The following is a 19,242-nucleotide window of genomic DNA, read 5'->3' as shown; positions in this document are numbered from 1 at the left end:
CAAACTTCGAAAAAAGCCCGATTATGAAAATTTCATGAATTTTGAAAAAATATAATAATTCAAATTCATTAGACTTTCAAATAAAATCTTGGATATTTTAGAATAAAATATATGCATTGATATTTTATGAGATTTTTTTATTCTTTTTTCATTTTACCATAGAATAGTTTGAAAGACAAAGAAGAATCATACTCTTTTATTAATTAACATAATATAAAATTAACTATATTAATTGACACTGCGTGAACTTTATTGTACAATTATCTTGTAAATGTCCTAGATTGATATAGTAACAATATTAGTACATTCTAGTTAAGGAGAATAAAATGAACATTCGCTTCGATTTTAAGAAAGTTCAAATTATTGCGCGCCGTTTAGTTACACTGTTAGCTATTCTCTTTTTGTGTGCTCCGATAAGTCTGTTAAATGCTGATTCTACTACAGAACCTCAGACAACCCTTCATAAAACAATTACTCCGATATCAGGACAGGATGACAAGTATGAGTTGTCATTGGATATCACGTCCAAACTGGGAACGGAGACCCAAACGGATCCCTTGGATGTTGTTTTAGTAGCAGACCTCTCAGGAAGTATGCAGAATCAGGATGTCCAATCTTTTGATGGACGGACGATCAGTCGGATTGACGCATTGAAAAATACTCTAAGAGGAACAAATGGTCGTAAAGGCTTAATTGATACTATTCTATCCAATTCCAATAACCGCTTATCTATGGTAGGATTTGGTGGGAAAATTGACAATAAAAAGAATGATCAGTATTGGGATGGAAATAAATGGAGATTTTTTAGACCATACTGGCCCTATGAACGGATGACAAAATACTATGATGGCGTTTCACCATGGGATGATGCTAACACGATTTTAGGATGGAGTAACAATGCTCGTGCTGCTAAAACAGCGGTATACAACATGAGTATTGCAGGAGGTAATTCCATTGGTACTGAGTCAGGTATTGGTACCGGGACCAATATTGGGGCTGGATTAACCTTGGCCAACCAGTTAATGGGAAGTGCAAGATCTAATGCTAAGAAAGTCGTTATTTTGCTTTCAGATGGCTTTGCGAATATGGTCTACGATGCCAATGGTTACACTATATATAACTACAATAACGAGGATCCTAATATCGAAACAGCTCCCCAGTGGTTTTGGGATAGATTAAATAATAATCTAAATAGTCTATCATATAGCTTGGCTCCAACACTTGATGGTTTCTATTCGATTAAATTTCGTTATTCAAACAATGTCGACAGTATTACCAGTCTGCAATATTATATGAGGCAACATAATGCCTCCATTCCAAATGAAATATTCTCTGCAAATGATGAGGACCAGTTACAAGACAGTTTCAAAGATATCACTGATAAGATTCTGCCACTGGGAGTCCACCACGTGACTATCAAGGATGTTCTTTCTAAGTATGTCCAGCTATTACCAAACGGATCGTCAGAGTTTCGTGTAGTGAAAGAAAAGGCTGGTAGTAGTGAAACATTAACCGAAAATCAAGTAACTTTTGATTCCAAGACAACGTCAGAAGGATTAGTGGAAGTTACGGCTAAATTTTCTCCGAATTATTCCTTAGAAGATGGAGCTAGATATGTCCTTAAATTTACTGTTACATCTAGTCAAGATGCCTTAGATGCTATTGCTGGTGATAAGAAGATAGAGGCTGGTGATGCTGAGGGTTCTGATGTCAATAAACTCTACTCCAATAAAGGTGCCAGTGTCACCTATTCCTATGGAATAGGCACCTCTCAAACCAAGACCAAAGAATACTCTGACAACCCAACCTTTAAGCCTTCAGATCCATTAACGGTACCAGTGGAAGTTGAATGGCAAGGTGTGACGGGTAAGAATACTGTTATAACAGCTAACCAACCAACTGATGTTGATCTGAAACTGGTTCAAAAGAACAAGAACGGTGGTTCTGATAATCAAGACTATCGAAAGACCAATGTGAATGTCAGTAAAAACGTATTTAATGAAACGAGGAACTTTGAAAAAGTTGCCAAAGGATATCAATACGATTTAATTGCACCGGACGTCCCAGCCTTTACCAAAGAAATAAAAAATGTTGGTACAGAAACTAAACCATCCTTTAAGGTAATCTATAAACAATTGCCAAGTCTGACGATTAAGAAAGTGTTGGAAGCTGAAAGTAACTTGAACAAAGAGTTTAGGATTAAGGTAAAACTAACCTCTCCTGATTCTACGCCATTGAATGGAACTTTTGGCGAGATAACTGTTGTGAATGGAGAAGCGGAGATCCGTGTCGAAAAACGAAAGCGTTGGAAAGGTATTCTAAGCTATCTTCCTCGGGGAACCCATTACAAGGTTGAAGAAGAAGCGGCATCAACGAATGGTTACCACGTTACATATGAGAATCAAGAGGGCGATCTGAATAAAGACGAGACCAGCACTGTCACGAATCACAGGCTTCCAAGTTTATCCGTTACAAAAAAGGTTACAGGTGTATTTGCCAATCTATTAAAATCCTTCAAGATTACCATTAACATCAGGGATGCTCAGAACAGTCCATTGAATGGAACCTATAATGCAACGGTGAATAATAAAAGAACCCCTCTGCAATTTACGAATGGTCGAGCGTCTATAGATCTAAACAAAGATCAAACCATAAAAATTGATGGACTTCCACTCGATAGTCACTACACTATTGAAGAGGAATCAAACTCTTCTCGTGGATATCAGGTATCTTATGAAAATCAAGAAGGCAAACTGGATGGGGATAAGTCCGCGACAGTCACGAATAATAAGAATAATGTACCTGAAACCGGAGTTGACTTCCTCAGCAGTACACTCGTGTTAGGAATAATCCTTCCTCTAGGGGGTATCTTCTTTACAATCCTACTCGGCTATCTAGTGGTACATAGGAGAAAATAATGCTACTTAAAAAGAAATACAAGGAAACAGTAACACAAGTCAATCGGGATAAGTCTCCGCCGAGTGTATGGGGAGATATCCTCTACTTAGTCAGTAAGCTTCTGATGGTTGGGGTTGTACTGGCCACACTTTACTTTTTTGTCTTTGGACTATTGAGATACAATGACGATGGCATGAAGCCAGCCTTAAAAGATGGCGACTTGGTTGTCTACTATAGGTTGGATAAACGTTATTCGATTGGTGATCTGCTCGTCTATAGTTATAAGGGTAAGGAAAGAGTGGCGCGTGTCATTGCAACCGAAGGAAGTACGATCGATATAAACGAAAATGGTCTCATCATCAACGGTTCTCCTCAACAAGAGCAGGATATCTACAAAGAAACGCTGCTCTATATGGAAGGGGCTACCTTCCCGATGAAAGTCCCAGCAGGACAACTATTTGTCCTCGGAGACAATCGAACAACGGCTGTAGATAGCCGTGCTTTTGGAACCATTCCTATACAGGATACCCATGGCAAGGTGGTAACAGTCCTAAGGCGACGGGGCTTTTGATGACAATTTATGAAAAAAGAAATTTAAAAATAAAAGGAATAATCATGAAAAAAACATTTTTGAAAAAATTAGTTACTGCAAGTATTGCAGCTGTAACCGCCTTGTCGGTCTTGAGAGGAGTACCAACATTTGCGGATGAAAACTCTGATGCAACCGCAATGTCCAATGGTGAAACAAGTGCACAAGTATCCATTAACAAGGTATTGAATATTGCAGAAGGAATCACTACACCACTAGCTCGCTTCACCTTTACTTTCACACCTAAAAGCGGTAACTTGAATAACGGAGTACCATATGAAACAGTCACTGTCTCAAACGGTCAAATAGCAGATAAAACAGTATCCTATTCAGGAACAGATACTTTGGTATCTGGTGAAACAAGTATTAAGAAAAACACTGGAAATATTTTTGCAAATGTAACCTACACTCACGCTGGAGAATATGTTTACACTGTAGCTGAAAAACAAAATGATGGTTGGACAGCAATGCAAAAAGGTGATGTTGCAATTGACTCAATGACATATGATAACAGTAGCTATGAAATGCACGTTATTGTAAAAAATAAATCAACGACTGGTGTGTATATATCTTCTGTATATTTTAAACAAGATACAACAGGATCTACTGCTAAAGTGAAGCCATCTGAAAAAGGGACTATGTTTAAATATGATTTGTTTACAAATATCTATCGTAAAAATGCTGGTAAGATAACAGATCCTAACGATCCACACCCTAATGATCCTCACCTTGGGAAATACGATCCTAATGCTAAATCATTAGTAATTAAAAAAGTTGTGTCTGGAGCGACTGCAGATAAAACGAAAGACTTCACTTTCAAGCTTACTTTCACAAAAGCATCTACAGAAGATAAAACTTCCATTGTAGGAAAGATTGGTAATGATTCTAAAACTTTCGAATATGGAAAAGAAACAATAATTAAACTACACCACGATCAATCCTTAGTGTTTGATACAATCCCAGCAGGTACTCGTTATAAATTGGTTGAAACCGGATCTCAAGGTTACACAGCTTCAGCTGTATATTGGGAAAATGGATTATCTAAAAATCAACCGGGTACAGTTTCAGTTGATTTCACTCAAAACAGCATTCTTGTTGGTGAAAAAACAAACGATAACACTATCACAAATAGCTTACCAGACGTTACCCCTACTGGTCTCTTGATTGACAACCTTCCTTTCATTTTGATGATTGGTCTTGGTTTGGCTGGATTTGTTGTTTTGTCTAAAAAACGCAGACAAGCTTAAGCAAGTGGTTTGACCGATGAAAATCAAGCGTGAGAAACCAAAAAGGAGTTTGTCTAGGCGTCTGGTCCTTGCTGTAGATGCATTGATGAATCATATCCTGCTCCTCTTGGCAGCTTTAGTCTTTCTCTTTGGTTTCTACGCCCTTTGGGATGCCAATCAGGTCTATTCTCAGGCTTCATCAAGTGAGTATGAGGCCTATAAACCAGTGAGTACTACTGAGAAGGATGAGCTTGCTAGTTTTTCTGGCTTTCATAAACTACAGCAAGTCAATCCAGAGGTTCTCGGTTGGATCAATGTCTATGGCACCAATATCGACTATCCCTTAGTTCAAGCCAAAGACAATGAAAAGTACCTGAACAAGGACTCAAAAGGAGAATTTGCAGCTACAGGAGCTATTTTCCTTGAGGCTCGAAATGAATCCAAGTTCGAAGACTTTAATACCATCATCTACGGACACCATGTAGAAAATGGGGTTATGTTTGGAGATGTAGCAAAGTTTTCTGATAAGGAATTTTTTGACCAGCATCGCTACGGTAGTATTTACTATAATGGCGTTGAAAAAGGTCTTGAGATCTTTGAGATGCTCGAGGTGGACGCCTATGACTTTAACATCTACGATCCAGGTATTAATGGAGATGGTCGGCGCCAAGAATATATCGATCACTTACTCTCGGTTGCCATCCACAAACGAGATATTACACTGGGGCCAAATGACCATATCATTCTTCTCAGTACCTGTTTCCTAGACGTAACAAATGGGAGACATATCGTAGTTGCCAAGATTACAGATACAGTTCCAAAGAACACCTTCCATACGAAAAAATCAAAACCATTCCCTTACAGTGTCTTTGATGATTCGTCGCTCGGACGATTTCTCTCATCGATTCCTTTGTGGATATGGTGCATCATCTTGTTTATCTTGCTCTTGCTATTGATCTTCTTGCTCATCATCCTCTACTTGATCTTGCGTCGTAGAAGAGAAGAAAAGGAAGAAGGAGCAGATACCATTACTGACTAAACTACCAATAAAAGAGAAAGGGACAGCCTCTCTTGCTCTTTTATTTTCAAGGCTAGAAAGGAGAAAGAAGGAAATATGAAAACAAGTACAAGTCGCAAAGCCATAAAGGTCATTCTATCCCTCTTTCTAGCTTTTTTCTGTCTTTTTACAGCTGATAGAGCTCTTGCGAGCGACTATGATCATTACAATCCCATTGAAAAGGATGCCAGCAGTACGGGCTTTGAAACCTTGCAGCACCTCAACAAGGATGTCTGTGGTTGGATTAGCCTCGATGGGACCAAGGTAGACTATCCCCTCTTGCAGAGTCAGGACAATGTCAAATACCTTGACCGCAATGCTTTTGGTGATTATACTGTGTCAGGCTCTATATTCCTAGACTATCGTTTTAACCCAAACTTTACTGACTTTAACACCATCATTTATGGTCACTCCATGGCTTCTGGAGCTATGTTTGGGGAGATTCAAAAATTTGCGAATCAAGATTTTTTTGAAAATCATCGCTATGGCTCTATCTACTACAATGGTCGAGAACGTGGTCTTGAGATTTTTGGGATTTTAGAAGTGGATGCCTATGACACGGAGATTTACCGGACTTTGAGTTCTAACGATGAGGAACACCAGGCCTACTATCAATATCTGCTAAGTAAAGCCAAGTACAAGCGAGATGTTTCCTTGACCTCAACAGACAAGATTGTTTTGTTAAGCACCTGTTTCCTTAACATTACAAACGGACGACATATCCTCTTAGCTAAAATAACGGATGCACCAGTAAAAGCATCCCAGGATAAAAGTGGAGAAGCAGTAGGGACGCGCTATTTTGACCAAGGAATTCCAACGCATTGGATTTATATCCTTGCCTTTCTTCTCCTGATTATCGTCGTCTTACTCCTTGTCGTTATCATCCTAATCATGAGACGAGATAGAAAAACAAAAGAACAAAAAAAATAGTAGGCGGCGGAAGCGTTTACTATTTTTTTCTTTCATGATAGAATAGATAGTGAAAACAATATCATAAGGATGATAACATGAAAAGAGCCCTATTAATGATGACCTTTGGATCTCCAGAGGAGATTAGTTTTGAAGGAGTAGCAGAATTCTTTACAAATATTCGTCGTGGAGTTAGACCCCAAGACCACGAAATTCAGATCCTCTATGACAACTATGTCCGTATCGGTGGGACGCCTTTGCAGCGGATTACAAGGGAAGAAGTTGCTTTAGTAAGAGAACGTATAGGGGAGGAGTACGGTATCTACTTTGCCAACAAATTTTCTCGCCCCTTTATCCCAGACGTGATCAAGCAGATGGAAACTGATGGTGTTGAAGAATGTATTTGCTTGATTTTGGAACCTCATTATTCTTTTTACTCAGTCATGGGATATGAAAAGTTTTTGGAAAGCCAGCAGATCCGATTTTTAGTTATTAAGGACTGGTATCAACAACAGCATTTGCTGGACTTCTGGACAGATGAGATTAACAAAATTTTACGAAACCATGTGGGAGAAGAGTCTTTCAAGGTAATCTTTTCAGCCCATAGCGTCCCCGTTTTTGCCTTGGACTTTGGAGATCCTTATATCAATCAGATTTTCGATAATAGCAAGCTAATTGCTGAACAACTCGGCCTAACAGCCGACCAGTATACCAATACTTGGCAGAGCGAAAGCGATATTGGAATTCCTTGGATCAAGCCAGATGTCTTAGAATATTTACGAGAACAAAAGCAACATCCAGAGCATTATATTTTTGTCCCGATTAGCTTTATCAGTGAGCACATCGAAGTCTTGTTTGATAATGATGTGGAATGTTATGATTTGTGTCAAGAATTAGGTGTCACCTACCATCGTCCACCTATGCCCAATACGGATAGCCGTTTAATTGACGCTTTAGTTGCTACTGTACGAGACAGCGAAAACAAGGAATTTAAAGCTTTTCTCCCAGAAGAAGAAACCTTCGATGAGTTAGCGCCTTCGGCAACTACCAAGGACATCATGGAGGAGACAGACGACCTTCAGATGCCAGAATTTGTCAAAAAGCTCATTGAGAAAAAAGGCCGTGAAAATGTCAAGATGCCTTACTTAATTAAGAAAATGCTCGAAAAAGCTGGGAAGTTACCAAAAGAGTAAAGAAAAAAGGATTTAGCTTTAAGCTAAATCCTTTATCTGTTTTATTTTTTCTCAAGAAGAGCTTTGATTTCTTGAAGAACTTCAAGTTCAGTTGGAGCAGCAGGTGCTTCCTCAACCACTTCCTCTTTCTTACGAAGGTTTTGAGCTTTTTCAATACCTTTGATAACGAAGAAGAGAACTGTACCCACAACAAGGAAGTTGATAACAGCGCTCAAGAATTTACCATATGTAACACCATTCCATGCAAGCTCAGCGATGTTTTGTACTTGCGCAGCTTCCAAGGCTGGATTCAATAGTAGTGGAGTGATGATATCATTAACAAATGAAGTAACGATAGCACCAAATGCAGAGGCAATGATCACACCGACAGCAAGGTCAACGACATTACCACGAAGCAAGAATTCTTTAAGATCCTTTAACATTTTCATAAATTCCTTTCCTAATTTTCTAATTTATTATATCCTAAAATGTGACAAAAAGCAACTTGAACGCTCAAAGTGGTCAGTTACCCCCTTTAAAAATATAGATTTTACTGAAAATATAGTTTAAAATGATGATCAAAATTTGTGCTAGGATAGTTTCAATCGTATTAACCCTATCTATATTAAATTCAACAAACTGGCCAATAAGATCAGGAAAGGTTGTAACAAAGATATAAGTTAAAAGGATGTCAAGACCAAGAGTAGAGAGACGAGCTAAGAAAAACTTAGCCAGGCGAGTCGGCCAATTTCTTCTCTCTTGTTTAAAGACGATTGTATCATTTGTGAGAAAGGCAAAGAGAATCCCGATAAGATTTGCGAGTGCAGTAGCGAGGATTTCCTGGTGGCTGATATGGTAAATAAGCAAACGTGAAACAATAGAAACCAGAGTAGTAGCACCACCAAAAAATAGGTAGGATAGAATCTCGTTATCAAAGAAAGCTTTTATTAGTTTTTTCATGATTTTAGTATAGCATAAAGCTGGCTAATGTGCTATACTGGAAAGGTTGATAATCTCAACCCTTGGTGCTTAGCTTCTTTCACCAAGCATATTTTACGCGGGAAACCGTTAAAGGAGAAAACATGAAAAAATTAACTGTTCGTGACATGGCAGATATTGCTATCGTTGCTGCGATCTATGTAGTTTTGACTATTACGCCACCAATAAATGTTCTTAGTTTTGGGGCATATCAGTTCCGTATTTCAGAAATGTTGAATTTCTTGGCATTCTACAATCCTAAATACATCATCGGTGTGACAATTGGATGTATGATTGCTAATTTATTTAGTAGTTTTGGGCCAATAGATGTCTTTGTTGGTGGAGGTTCTACCTTAGTTTTCCTTAGTCTAGGTGTATGGCTTTTTGCAAAATACAGCAAAGATTACCTCTTTAACGGATTGATTCGAAAAGACCATTTCTTCTTTTCAATCCTCTTCTCCATTTCAATGATTACCATTGCAGCTGAACTCCATATCTTGACAGAAGCTCCCTTCTTCTTCACATGGTTCTCTACTGGAATTGGTGAGTTTGCATCACTTATCGTAGGTGCGATTTTGATTGGTAAACTGGGACAGCGAATCGATCTAACAAAATAAGAAGTTTATAAGCTGGATTCTTGCTAAATCTAGCTTTTTTCATTCCATAAAATTAAAAGAGAGCGCTTGACAAGAACATAGAACTATAGTATACTTTTTAGGTAAGCTGATTTAGCTCAGTTGGCAGAGCGCATCCATGGTAAGGATGAGGTCGCCGGTTCAATCCCGGCAATTAGCATGATAGAAACAAAATGACCTTGGGAGACCAAGGTTTTTCTTATCTGCATGTATAAATGAAGTTAAAACGTTTTGGCTGTTGACAAAAGTGACTCTATCTAGTAGAATAGTAGATGCGATGAGTCGATAGGTAGTCTTCGGACTACTATTGAGCATAAGGAGGTCATAACGCAGGAGCGGACCTTGATGAGTTGTGTGAACCTGCTCATCACATGAAGATGCCTCTTAGTCCCTGGTCAATGACTAGGGATTTTTAATTTTCAGAAAATATAACCCAAAAATGCTTTTCAATTTTTGGAAAAAGTAGTATAATACATCTATTATAGAAATTTTTAGAAAATTCCGAAAGAGGTTATTTATGGGATATACAGTTGCTGTAGTCGGCGCGACAGGTGCTGTCGGAGCTCAGATGATAAAAATGTTGGAAGAATCATCACTTCCTATTGATAAAATTCGTTACCTTGCTTCTGCACGTTCAGCAGGCAAGACTTTGAAGTTTAAAGACCAAGATATTACGATTGAAGAAACAACTGAGACAGCCTTTGAAGGTGTTGATATTGCACTCTTCTCAGCAGGTGGTTCGACATCAGCTAAGTATGCACCATACGCAGTTCAAGCTGGAGCGGTAGTAGTAGATAACACATCTTATTTCCGTCAAAATCCAGACGTACCATTGGTTGTCCCAGAGGTCAATGCTCACGCACTTGATGCCCACAATGGAATCATTGCCTGCCCTAACTGTTCCACAATCCAAATGATGGTGGCTCTTGAACCTGTTCGTCAAAAATGGGGCTTGGACCGTATCATCGTTTCAACTTACCAAGCGGTTTCAGGTGCTGGTATGGGAGCGATTCTTGAAACACAACGTGAACTTCGTGAAGTCTTGAATGACGGTGTGAATCCACGTGATTTGCAAGCGGAAATCTTGCCTTCAGGTGGTGATAAGAAACACTATCCTATCGCTTTTAACGCTCTTCCGCAAATCGATGTCTTCACGGACAATGATTACACTTACGAAGAGATGAAGATGACTAAGGAAACGAAGAAAATCATGGAAGATGATAGCATCGCAGTGTCTGCAACATGTGTGCGTATTCCTGTCTTGTCAGCTCACTCTGAGTCTGTTTACATTGAAACAAAAGAAGTGGCTCCAATCGAAGAAGTGAAAGCAGCTATCGCAGCCTTTCCAGGTGCAGTTCTTGAAGATGATGTAGCTCATCAAATCTATCCGCAAGCCATCAATGCAGTTGGTTCACGTGATACCTTTGTTGGTCGTATCCGTAAAGACTTGGATGCTGAAAAAGGAATCCACATGTGGGTTGTTTCAGATAACCTCCTCAAAGGTGCTGCTTGGAACTCAGTTCAGATTGCAGAAACTCTTCACGAACGTGGATTGGTTCGTCCAACAGCTAAATTGAAATTTGAATTAAAATAGTCATATCGTTTAGGAGTTCATATGAACTCCTTCTTTGAAATAGAGAGGTGTTTCTCATGTCTTATCAAGATTTAAAAGAGTGTAAAATCATCACAGCCTTTATTACCCCTTTCCATGAGGATGGTTCCATCAACTTTGATGCCATTCCAGCCTTGATTGAGCATTTATTGACCCATCACACAGATGGAATTCTTCTAGCTGGAACGACTGCTGAGAGTCCGACTCTGACCCACGATGAAGAGTTGGAGCTATTTGCGGCTGTACAAAAGATTGTCAATGGACGTGTTCCTTTGATTGCAGGTGTAGGTACCAATGATACACGTGACTCGATCGAATTTGTCAAAGAAGTCGCAGACTTTGGTGGCTTCGCTGCTGGACTTGCTATCGTACCGTACTACAACAAACCTTCTCAAGAAGGGATGTACCAGCACTTTAAAGCTATTGCGGATGCATCAGATTTACCTATTATCATTTATAACATTCCAGGACGCGTAGTAGTGGAATTAACTCCAGAAACCATGCTTCGTTTGGCTGACCATCCAAATATCATTGGTGTCAAAGAATGTACTAGCTTGGCTAATATGGCTTACTTGATTGAGCACAAGCCAGAAGAGTTCTTGATTTATACAGGTGAAGATGGAGATGCCTTCCATGCCATGAACCTTGGTGCAGATGGGGTTATTTCTGTTGCCTCTCATACAAATGGGGACGAAATGCACGAAATGTTCACTGCCATTGCAGAAAGCGACATGAAGAAAGCTGCAGCTATTCAGCGTAAATTCATTCCTAAGGTCAATGCTCTCTTCTCTTATCCAAGTCCTGCACCTGTTAAAGCAGTTTTGAACTACATGGGATTTGAAGCTGGTCCAACTCGATTACCTCTAGTTCCAGCACCAGAAGAAGATGCCAAACGAATTATCAAAGTTGTCGTAGATGGCGACTACGAAGCAACTAAGGCAACTGTAACTGGTGTTTTAAGACCAGATTACTAATAACTATAATAAAATCCATGACCGCAAGAATGATCATGGATTTTTCTTATTTTCCTAAACAGAATTGGCTAAAGAGTTGGGTAATGAGTTCATCAGGAGCAGCATCTCCAGTGATTTCTCCGAGGATTTCCCAAGTACGGGTCAAATCTACTTGAAGAAGATCAACTGGCATACCCAGTTCCAGCCCTTCATTAACAGCCTGTAGGCTTTCAACGGCCTTTTCAATCAAGGAAATATGACGGGCATTTGACAAGTAAGTAGCATCTTGCTCAACCAAACCAGCATTTTCAAAGAAGAGGTTGTTAATACGCTCTTCAATCTTATCGATATTTTGGTTTTTAAGAACTGAAATACGGATAACATCTTCAGGGAGTTCCGAAGTTTCAATTGTTTCTGGTAGGTCAGTTTTATTGAGTAGAATAATGCGGTTGGTATCCTGACTGATTTCTAAGAGTTGTCTGTCTTGTGCTGTTAGTGGCTCACTAGCATTTAGCACTAGTAATACCAAGTCAGCTTCCTTGAGGGCTTTTCTCGAACGCTCGACACCGATTTGCTCCACGATGTCATCTGTTTCCCGAATACCAGCTGTATCAATCAATTTAAGCGGAACACCATTAATGTTGACGTATTCTTCGATGACATCACGGGTGGTTCCAGCGATGTCTGTAACGATGGCCTTTTCTTCACGCAAGAGGTTGTTGAGGAGGCTGGATTTCCCAACGTTGGGACGACCGATGATGGCAGTTGAAATTCCCTCACGGAGGATTTTACCGCGACGAGCTGTTCTAAGGAGATTGGTTAGCAATTGTTCAAACTCCATAGTTTTCTCACGGACGACTGCAGTAGTGGCTTCTTCAACATCGTCATACTCAGGATAGTCGATATTGACCTCTACTTGGGCAAGCGTATTGAGGATTTCTTGGCGGGTATTATTGATAAGATCAGAAAGAGAACCGTCCAATTGTTTGACTGCGATATTCATGGCCTTATCTGTCTTGGCACGGATGATGTCCATCACCGCCTCAGCCTGTGTCAAATCCACACGACCGTTTAGAAAGGCGCGCTTGGTAAATTCACCAGGTTCTGCCAACCGAGCTCCTTCACGAATAGTTAGTTGGAGAATTTCATTGGTTACCGCAATACCGCCGTGGGTGTTAATCTCGATAATATCCTCACGAGTGAAGGTCTTTGGAGACTTCATAGCTCCAACCATAACTTCGTCCATGACCTTCCCTGTCTGCGGGTCAATAATGTGACCGTAGTTAAGAGTGTGGCTAGAAACCTTGCTCAAGTCTTTTCCTTTAAAAATCTTTTGCGCAATCGCAAAACTATCTGTTCCGCTCAAGCGGACAATACCAATGGCCCCTTCACCTAGTGGAGTGGAGATAGCCGCAATGGTATCAAATTCACGTGTAATCATACTATTTCCTTTTGTGTTTCTTTTCTTAGGATAGGTATCCAAGCATCTCTTCAAATTGTAACAAAATTAGACTATTTCTTCAATGGATGCTACTTGGAGATTGAAAAAGCCTAAGCAATTCTGCTTAAGCTGGATTATTTGGTGCGCATTTCCCCTTGAGGGAAGTAGGTTCCTTCTGGCATGTCGTTGATGATGACATGAACGGCTGATTGAGGGGCTCCAGTGTTGCGGACAACAGCTTCCGTTACTTCCTTAGCAAGAGCTTTCTTTTGCTCGAGCGTGCGACCTTCAAATAAATCGATGCGTACAAATGGCATAATAGCTTCCTCCACTAGTTTTTGATTTCTTCTATTTTACCACATTTTGCCGTTTAAAGCTTCAGAAAATTATGATATACTAGAATGTAGCAAAAATTTAGAAATGGACGTGAAATAATAGCATGGCACAGTTGTATTATCGTTATGGGACCATGAACTCTGGTAAGACGATTGAGATTCTCAAGGTGGCCTATAACTACGAGGAGCAAGGAAAGGGAGTTGTGATTATGACTTCGGCTCTGGATACGCGTGACGGTGTCGGCTATGTGTCGAGTCGAATCGGCATGAAACGCCCAGCCATTGCGATTGAGGAAACGACGGATATCTTCGGTTATATCCGAGACTTACCTGAGAAACCATACTGTGTGTTGGTCGATGAGGCCCAGTTTCTCAAGCGTCACCATGTTTATGACCTAGCTCGTGTGGTGGATGAGTTAGACATACCTGTCATGGCTTTTGGTTTGAAGAATGACTTTCGCAATGAATTGTTCGAAGGTTCCAAAGACCTCTTGCTTTTAGCAGACAAGATCGACGAAATCAAGACCATCTGTCAATACTGTAAGAAAAAGGCGACTATGGTGTTGCGCACGCACGATGGTGTGCCAGTCTATGATGGCGAACAAATTCAAATCGGTGGCAATGAAACCTATATCTCAGTCTGCCGAAAACATTATTTTGCGCCAATGATAACATCTAACAAGGAGCACAACTATGACAATTGAACTAAGAGATGTTACAATGGAAAATTATTTTGATGTTTTGAATTTGGATGTCAAGGAATATCAAAAACAATTCATTGCGACCAACGCAATTAGTTTAGCTGAAGCATATGTCTACACTAAAAATGGAGATTTTGTAGCTCCATTGGCAGTTTATGATAATGATGCAATTATAGGTTTTGTGATGATAGCTTATGATAAAAAGATCGGAATTAGTAGTGGAAATTATTTACTATTTCGTTTTATGATTGATAAGAATTTTCAAAACCAAGGATATTTTAAACCAATTATGGATAAAGTGCTAGACTATGTTCGGACAGCGCCGGTAGGTTTAGGCAATAAACTTTGGTTGTCTTATGAACCAGAAAATGAACATGCAAGATCTTGTTACCTCAGTTATGGATTTAAAGAAACTGGGGAAATATTTGAGAACGAAGTAGTAGCAATCTATGATTTAACAATTGAGAAATGAGGAGAAAAAATGAACATTTATGATCAACTACAAGCTGTAGAAGACCGTTATGAAGAACTGGGAGAATTGCTCAGTGACCCTGATGTCGTTTCAGACACCAAGCGTTTCATGGAGCTTTCAAAAGAAGAAGCTTCTACTCGTGACACCGTAACAGCCTACCGTGAGTACAAACAAGTCCTTCAAAATATCGTCGATGCCGAAGAGATGATTAAAGAATCAGGCGGAGATGCGGACTTGGAAGAAATGGCCAAGCAAGAGCTCAAAGATGCCAAGGCTGAAAAAGAAGAGTATGAAGAAAAATTGAAAATCTTGCTCCTTCCAAAGGATCCAAACGATGACAAGAACATCATCCTTGAAATCCGTGGAGCAGCTGGTGGAGATGAAGCAGCACTTTTTGCTGGAGACCTTCTAACCATGTACCAAAAGTATGCAGAAGCCCAAGGATGGCGCTTTGAAGTCATGGAAGCTTCTATGAACGGTGTCGGTGGTTTCAAAGAAGTGGTTGCCATGGTTTCGGGTCAGTCTGTATATTCTAAGCTTAAGTACGAATCAGGTGCCCACCGTGTGCAACGTGTCCCTGTGACAGAAAGCCAAGGCCGTGTTCATACCTCAACTGCCACAGTCCTTGTCATGCCTGAAGTGGAAGAAGTAGAATACGATATTGATCCAAAAGACCTTCGTGTTGACATTTACCACGCATCTGGTGCTGGTGGACAGAACGTCAATAAGGTTGCAACTGCCGTGCGTATCGTTCACTTGCCAACCAATATCAAGGTTGAAATGCAGGAAGAACGTACCCAGCAGAAGAACCGTGAGAAAGCCATGAAAATCATCCGTGCGCGTGTTGCTGACCATTTTGCTCAGATTGCTCAAGATGAACAAGACGCTGAGCGTAAGTCTACTATCGGTACTGGGGATCGTTCAGAGCGCATCCGTACTTACAATTTCCCACAAAACCGTGTCACAGACCACCGTATCGGCTTGACCCTCCAAAAACTAGATACCATTTTGTCTGGTAAATTGGATGAAGTTGTGGATGCCTTGGTGCTCTATGACCAAACACAAAAATTAGAAGAATTAAACAAATAATGAAATTAGCTCAATTATTTTCAGATTTTGAAGAAGAGTTGATGAGACAAGGAGAGGAAGCAGAAAGCCTCTCTTTTGTCTATCGTAGCTTAAAAAATCTCTCTTTTACGGACTTTGTCTTTGCCCTCCAGCAAGAGATGACAGAGGAAGAAAAACAATTTGTAGAAGATATTTACCAGCAGTTAGCAACTCACAAACCAGCTCAGTATATCATCGGACAGGCAGATTTCTTTGGAATACAGTTAAAAGTGGATGAGCGGGTTTTGATTCCTCGGCCAGAGACAGAAGAGTTGGTGGAGCTCATCCTCACAGAAAATCCTGAGATGAATCTATCGGTTCTGGATATTGGAACAGGTAGTGGCGCCATAGCTCTTGCATTAGCTAAAAATAGACCAGATTGGTCAGTGACAGCAGCAGATATTTCACAAGACGCCTTGCAGCTTGCATCAGAGAATGCTGGAAATCAAAATCTTAATATATTTTTTAAAAAATCGGATTGTTTTGCAGAAATTTCTGAAAAATATGATATAATTGTATCCAATCCACCCTATATCTCTCGTGAAGATGAGTCAGAGGTTGGTTTGAATGTTTTGCATTCAGAACCTCATCTAGCTCTCTTTGCAGATGAGGATGGCCTAGCTATTTACCGTAGAATTGCGGAAGATGCAAAAGACTATCTCGCAGATGGTGGTAAGATTTACCTTGAAATTGGATACAAGCAAGGTCAAAGTGTTCCTGCGCTTTTTAGGAAACATCTTCCTGAAAAACGGGTACGAACACTCAAGGACCAATTTGGTCAAGATAGGATGGTTGTAGTTGATGATGGACAGGATTAGACAAGAGTTGGAAAAGGGCGGAGCTGTTGTTCTACCAACCGAGACAGTTTATGGTCTTTTTTCTAAGGCCTTAGACGAAAAAGCTGTTGACCATGTTTACCAACTCAAACATCGTCCTAGAGATAAGGCGCTCAATCTTAATGTCGCTTCTCTAGAGGACATCTTGCACTTTTCAAAGAATCAGCCAACTTATCTACAAAAGCTTGTAGAGACCTTTTTACCAGGTCCCTTGACCATTATCCTCGAAGCCAATGACAGAGTTCCCTATTGGGTCAATTCCGGTCTTGCTACGGTTGGATTTCGGATGCCGAGTCACCCCATTACACTTGATTTGATTAGAGAGACAGGTCCCTTGATTGGGCCGTCTGCCAATATCTCAGGTCAGGCAAGTGGAGTGACCTTTGCTCAAATTTTAGAGGATTTTGACCAAGAGGTTCTGGGTCTGGAGGACGACGCTTTTCTAACTGGACGGGATTCAACTATTTTGGATTTGTCTGGAGACAAGGTGAAAATCTTACGCCAAGGGGCTATTAAGCGAGAAGATATTCTTGCTCGGTTGCCAGAGATTTCTTTTGAGGAGGAATGAGATGCTAAGAGATTTGCAAGAAACAGATGTGAATGCTATATGTGAGATTAACCAAGAGGCTTTGGGCTACTCTTTTAGTCCAGAGGACACAGCTAGTCAACTAGCTAGACTGTCTCAGGATTCCCATCATTTCCTACTTGGCTATGAGGATGAAGCCAGCCGTGTCCTACTTGGATATGTCCATGCTGAAGTTTATGAATCCCTCTATTCCAAAGCAGGATTTAATATCTTAGGTTTAGCGGTTTCGCCTAAAGCACAAGGGCAAGGTATCGGTAAAAGCTTACTGCAAGGGTTGGATCAAGAAGCAAAAAGACGGGGTTATGGGTTTATCCGCTTAAACTCTGCTGATCATCGTCTGGGAGCTCATGCATTTTATGAAAAAGTTGGTTATACTTGTGATAAAGTGCAGAAACGGTTTATTCGCATCTTTTAGTTTCTTTACTTATTGTAAAAACTAACTAAAGGACCAGTCACACTATAAAGGAGAAGACCTATGATTTTTGACAAAGACGATTTTAAAGCATACGATGCTGATCTCTGGAATGCTATTGCCAAAGAAGAAGAACGCCAACAAAACAACATTGAGTTGATTGCTTCGGAAAACGTGGTTTCCAAGGCTGTTATGGCAGCTCAAGGGTCTATCTTGACAAACAAATATGCCGAGGGTTACCCAGGACGCCGTTATTATGGTGGAACTGATGTAGTAGACGTGGTAGAAACTCTAGCCATTGAACGTGCAAAAGAAATTTTCGGTGCTAAATTCGCCAATGTCCAACCTCACTCAGGAAGCCAAGCCAACTGTGCGGCTTATATGGCCTTGATTGAGCCAGGTGATACCGTTATGGGGATGGATTTGGCAGCAGGTGGACACTTGACTCACGGAGCTCCTGTTAGTTTCTCAGGTCAAACCTACAACTTTGTTTCTTATAGTGTGGATCCTGAAACGGAACTCTTGGACTTTGATGCCATCTTAAAACAAGCCCAAGAAGTAAAACCAAAATTGATCGTAGCAGGTGCTTCAGCCTATTCTCAAATTATCGACTTCTCAAAATTCCGTGAAATCGCAGATGCTGTTGGAGCTAAGCTCATGGTTGACATGGCTCATATCGCTGGTTTGGTTGCAGCTGGTCTTCATCCAAGCCCAGTGCCATACGCTCATATCACTACAACAACAACCCACAAAACCCTTCGTGGACCTCGTGGTGGTTTGATTTTGACAAATGATGAGGACCTAGCTAAGAAAATCAACTCAGCTATTTTCCCTGGTATTCAGGGTGGTCCTTTAGAGCATGTTGTGGCGGCTAAGGCAGTTTCCTTCAAAGAAGTTTTGGATCCAGCCTTTAAGGAATATGCTTCTAATGTCATCAAAAACAGCAAGGCTATGGTTGAAGTCTTCTTGCAAGACTCTGATTTCCGTATCATCTCCGGTGGAACTGAAAACCACCTCTTCCTAGTGGATGTAACTAAGGTTGTAGAGAACGGAAAAGTTGCTCAAAACTTGCTGGATGAGGTTAATATTACCCTAAATAAAAACTCAATCCCTTACGAAACCTTGTCACCATTCAAGACAAGTGGGATTCGTATCGGTTCTGCAGCCATCACTGCGCGTGGATTTGGTGAAAAAGAAAGCCGTAAAGTGGCTGAACTCATTATCAAAACCCTTAAAAATGCAGAAAATGAAGCTGTCTTAGAAGAAGTGAGAAGTGAAGTTAAAGCGTTGACAGATGCCTTCCCACTATACGAGGACTAATAC

Annotated in this window: 20 protein-coding genes, 1 tRNA gene and 1 riboswitch; of the genes, 17 read left to right on the top strand and 4 right to left on the bottom strand. The window is 40.4% G+C overall.

The window, feature by feature from the left end:
- The first annotated feature begins 326 nt into the window (after positions 1-326).
- From pitA to hemH, 6 genes are all read left to right on the top strand, one after another.
- Entirely contained in the window at positions 327-2,918 is a 2,592-nt protein-coding gene (gene pitA, locus I6H78_RS01075; protein ID WP_198459666.1) for a PI-2 pilus tip adhesin PitA, read from the top strand.
- Positions 2,918-3,469 carry a PI-2 pilus system signal peptidase SipA gene (gene sipA, locus I6H78_RS01070; RefSeq protein ID WP_198459663.1) on the top strand — a complete coding sequence of 184 codons (552 nt, stop codon included), beginning with the start codon at positions 2,918-2,920 and terminating at the stop codon, positions 3,467-3,469. Before pitA ends, sipA begins: the two co-directional genes overlap by 1 nt.
- Positions 3,469-4,734 carry a DUF7601 domain-containing protein gene (locus tag I6H78_RS01065; protein ID WP_269780146.1) on the top strand — a complete coding sequence of 422 codons (1,266 nt, stop codon included), beginning with the start codon at positions 3,469-3,471 and terminating at the stop codon, positions 4,732-4,734. The genes sipA and I6H78_RS01065 overlap by 1 nt, the downstream gene beginning before the upstream one ends.
- 16 nt (positions 4,735-4,750) lie before the next feature.
- A complete protein-coding gene (srtB, locus tag I6H78_RS01060) occupies positions 4,751-5,752 on the top strand; it encodes a class B sortase (RefSeq protein WP_198459658.1) in 1,002 nt (333 codons plus the stop codon).
- 75 nt (positions 5,753-5,827) lie between these two features.
- Positions 5,828-6,700, top strand: a complete 873-nt coding sequence (gene srtB / locus I6H78_RS01055; protein WP_198459657.1) for a class B sortase — start codon at positions 5,828-5,830, stop codon at positions 6,698-6,700.
- A 77-nt stretch (positions 6,701-6,777) separates the two neighbouring features.
- Positions 6,778-7,872: a ferrochelatase gene (gene hemH / locus I6H78_RS01050; protein WP_198459656.1), complete on the top strand. Its 1,095-nt coding sequence runs from the start codon at positions 6,778-6,780 to the stop codon at positions 7,870-7,872.
- Between the two features lie 41 nt (positions 7,873-7,913).
- Here the strand turns inward: hemH and mscL are convergent, their stop codons facing one another.
- Both mscL and I6H78_RS01040 read right to left on the bottom strand, forming a co-directional pair.
- A complete protein-coding gene (gene mscL / locus I6H78_RS01045) occupies positions 7,914-8,294 on the bottom strand; it encodes a large conductance mechanosensitive channel protein MscL (protein ID WP_033629813.1) in 381 nt (126 codons plus the stop codon).
- A 79-nt stretch (positions 8,295-8,373) separates the two neighbouring features.
- Entirely contained in the window at positions 8,374-8,811 is a 438-nt protein-coding gene (locus tag I6H78_RS01040; protein WP_198459655.1) for a GtrA family protein, read from the bottom strand.
- A 28-nt stretch (positions 8,812-8,839) separates the two neighbouring features.
- A riboswitch (PreQ1 riboswitch) is annotated at positions 8,840-8,936 on the top strand.
- Between I6H78_RS01040 and I6H78_RS01035 the strand changes: the two genes are divergently transcribed.
- From I6H78_RS01035 to dapA, 4 genes are all read left to right on the top strand, one after another.
- On the top strand, positions 8,934-9,446 hold the full coding sequence (locus I6H78_RS01035; RefSeq protein WP_198459654.1) for a QueT transporter family protein: 513 nt from the start codon (positions 8,934-8,936) through the stop codon (positions 9,444-9,446). It overlaps the preceding riboswitch by 3 nt.
- A 105-nt stretch (positions 9,447-9,551) precedes the next feature.
- Positions 9,552-9,624, top strand: a tRNA-Thr gene (locus I6H78_RS01030).
- A 357-nt stretch (positions 9,625-9,981) separates the two neighbouring features.
- Positions 9,982-11,058, top strand: a complete 1,077-nt coding sequence (locus tag I6H78_RS01025) for an aspartate-semialdehyde dehydrogenase (protein ID WP_198459653.1) — start codon at positions 9,982-9,984, stop codon at positions 11,056-11,058.
- A 56-nt stretch (positions 11,059-11,114) separates the two neighbouring features.
- The gene (dapA, locus tag I6H78_RS01020; protein WP_198459652.1) at positions 11,115-12,050 is read left to right on the top strand and encodes a 4-hydroxy-tetrahydrodipicolinate synthase; all 936 of its coding nucleotides are present in this window, start codon (positions 11,115-11,117) and stop codon (positions 12,048-12,050) included.
- Positions 12,051-12,096: 46 nt separating this feature from the next.
- Here the strand turns inward: dapA and mnmE are convergent, their stop codons facing one another.
- Both mnmE and I6H78_RS01010 read right to left on the bottom strand, forming a co-directional pair.
- Complete coding sequence (gene mnmE, locus I6H78_RS01015; RefSeq protein WP_198459651.1) at positions 12,097-13,470, bottom strand: tRNA uridine-5-carboxymethylaminomethyl(34) synthesis GTPase MnmE; 1,374 nt, start codon at positions 13,468-13,470, stop codon at positions 12,097-12,099.
- Between the two features lie 134 nt (positions 13,471-13,604).
- On the bottom strand, positions 13,605-13,787 hold the full coding sequence (locus I6H78_RS01010) for a 4-oxalocrotonate tautomerase (RefSeq protein ID WP_001117401.1): 183 nt from the start codon (positions 13,785-13,787) through the stop codon (positions 13,605-13,607).
- A 122-nt stretch (positions 13,788-13,909) separates the two neighbouring features.
- Here I6H78_RS01010 and I6H78_RS01005 point away from each other — a divergent pair, with 122 nt between their 5' ends.
- The 7 genes from I6H78_RS01005 to glyA are packed head-to-tail and all read left to right on the top strand — an operon-like array spanning position 13,910 to position 19,239.
- Complete coding sequence (locus I6H78_RS01005) at positions 13,910-14,509, top strand: thymidine kinase (protein WP_198459650.1); 600 nt, start codon at positions 13,910-13,912, stop codon at positions 14,507-14,509.
- The gene (locus tag I6H78_RS01000) at positions 14,499-14,978 is read left to right on the top strand and encodes a GNAT family N-acetyltransferase (RefSeq protein ID WP_198459649.1); all 480 of its coding nucleotides are present in this window, start codon (positions 14,499-14,501) and stop codon (positions 14,976-14,978) included. The genes I6H78_RS01005 and I6H78_RS01000 overlap by 11 nt, the downstream gene beginning before the upstream one ends.
- 9 nt (positions 14,979-14,987) lie before the next feature.
- Complete coding sequence (gene prfA / locus I6H78_RS00995; protein WP_001028815.1) at positions 14,988-16,067, top strand: peptide chain release factor 1; 1,080 nt, start codon at positions 14,988-14,990, stop codon at positions 16,065-16,067.
- Positions 16,067-16,903, top strand: a complete 837-nt coding sequence (gene prmC / locus I6H78_RS00990) for a peptide chain release factor N(5)-glutamine methyltransferase (RefSeq protein ID WP_198459648.1) — start codon at positions 16,067-16,069, stop codon at positions 16,901-16,903. The genes prfA and prmC overlap by 1 nt, the downstream gene beginning before the upstream one ends.
- Positions 16,887-17,489, top strand: coding sequence for an L-threonylcarbamoyladenylate synthase (locus I6H78_RS00985; protein ID WP_198459647.1), 603 nt, complete (start codon positions 16,887-16,889; stop codon positions 17,487-17,489). Before prmC ends, I6H78_RS00985 begins: the two co-directional genes overlap by 17 nt.
- 1 nt (position 17,490) lies before the next feature.
- Positions 17,491-17,922 (top strand): GNAT family N-acetyltransferase, encoded by a 432-nt coding sequence (locus tag I6H78_RS00980; RefSeq protein ID WP_198459646.1) that lies wholly within the window; start codon positions 17,491-17,493, stop codon positions 17,920-17,922.
- A 60-nt stretch (positions 17,923-17,982) separates the two neighbouring features.
- Positions 17,983-19,239: a serine hydroxymethyltransferase gene (glyA, locus tag I6H78_RS00975; protein WP_198459645.1), complete on the top strand. Its 1,257-nt coding sequence runs from the start codon at positions 17,983-17,985 to the stop codon at positions 19,237-19,239.
- Positions 19,240-19,242 lie beyond the last annotated feature (3 nt).

It is taken from the genome of Streptococcus oralis (genome assembly GCF_016127915.1).
Lineage (GTDB): Bacteria > Bacillota > Bacilli > Lactobacillales > Streptococcaceae > Streptococcus > Streptococcus oralis_BO.
Note: the sequence above shows the minus strand (reverse complement) of the source record. Positions and strands in the feature narration are given on the sequence as shown.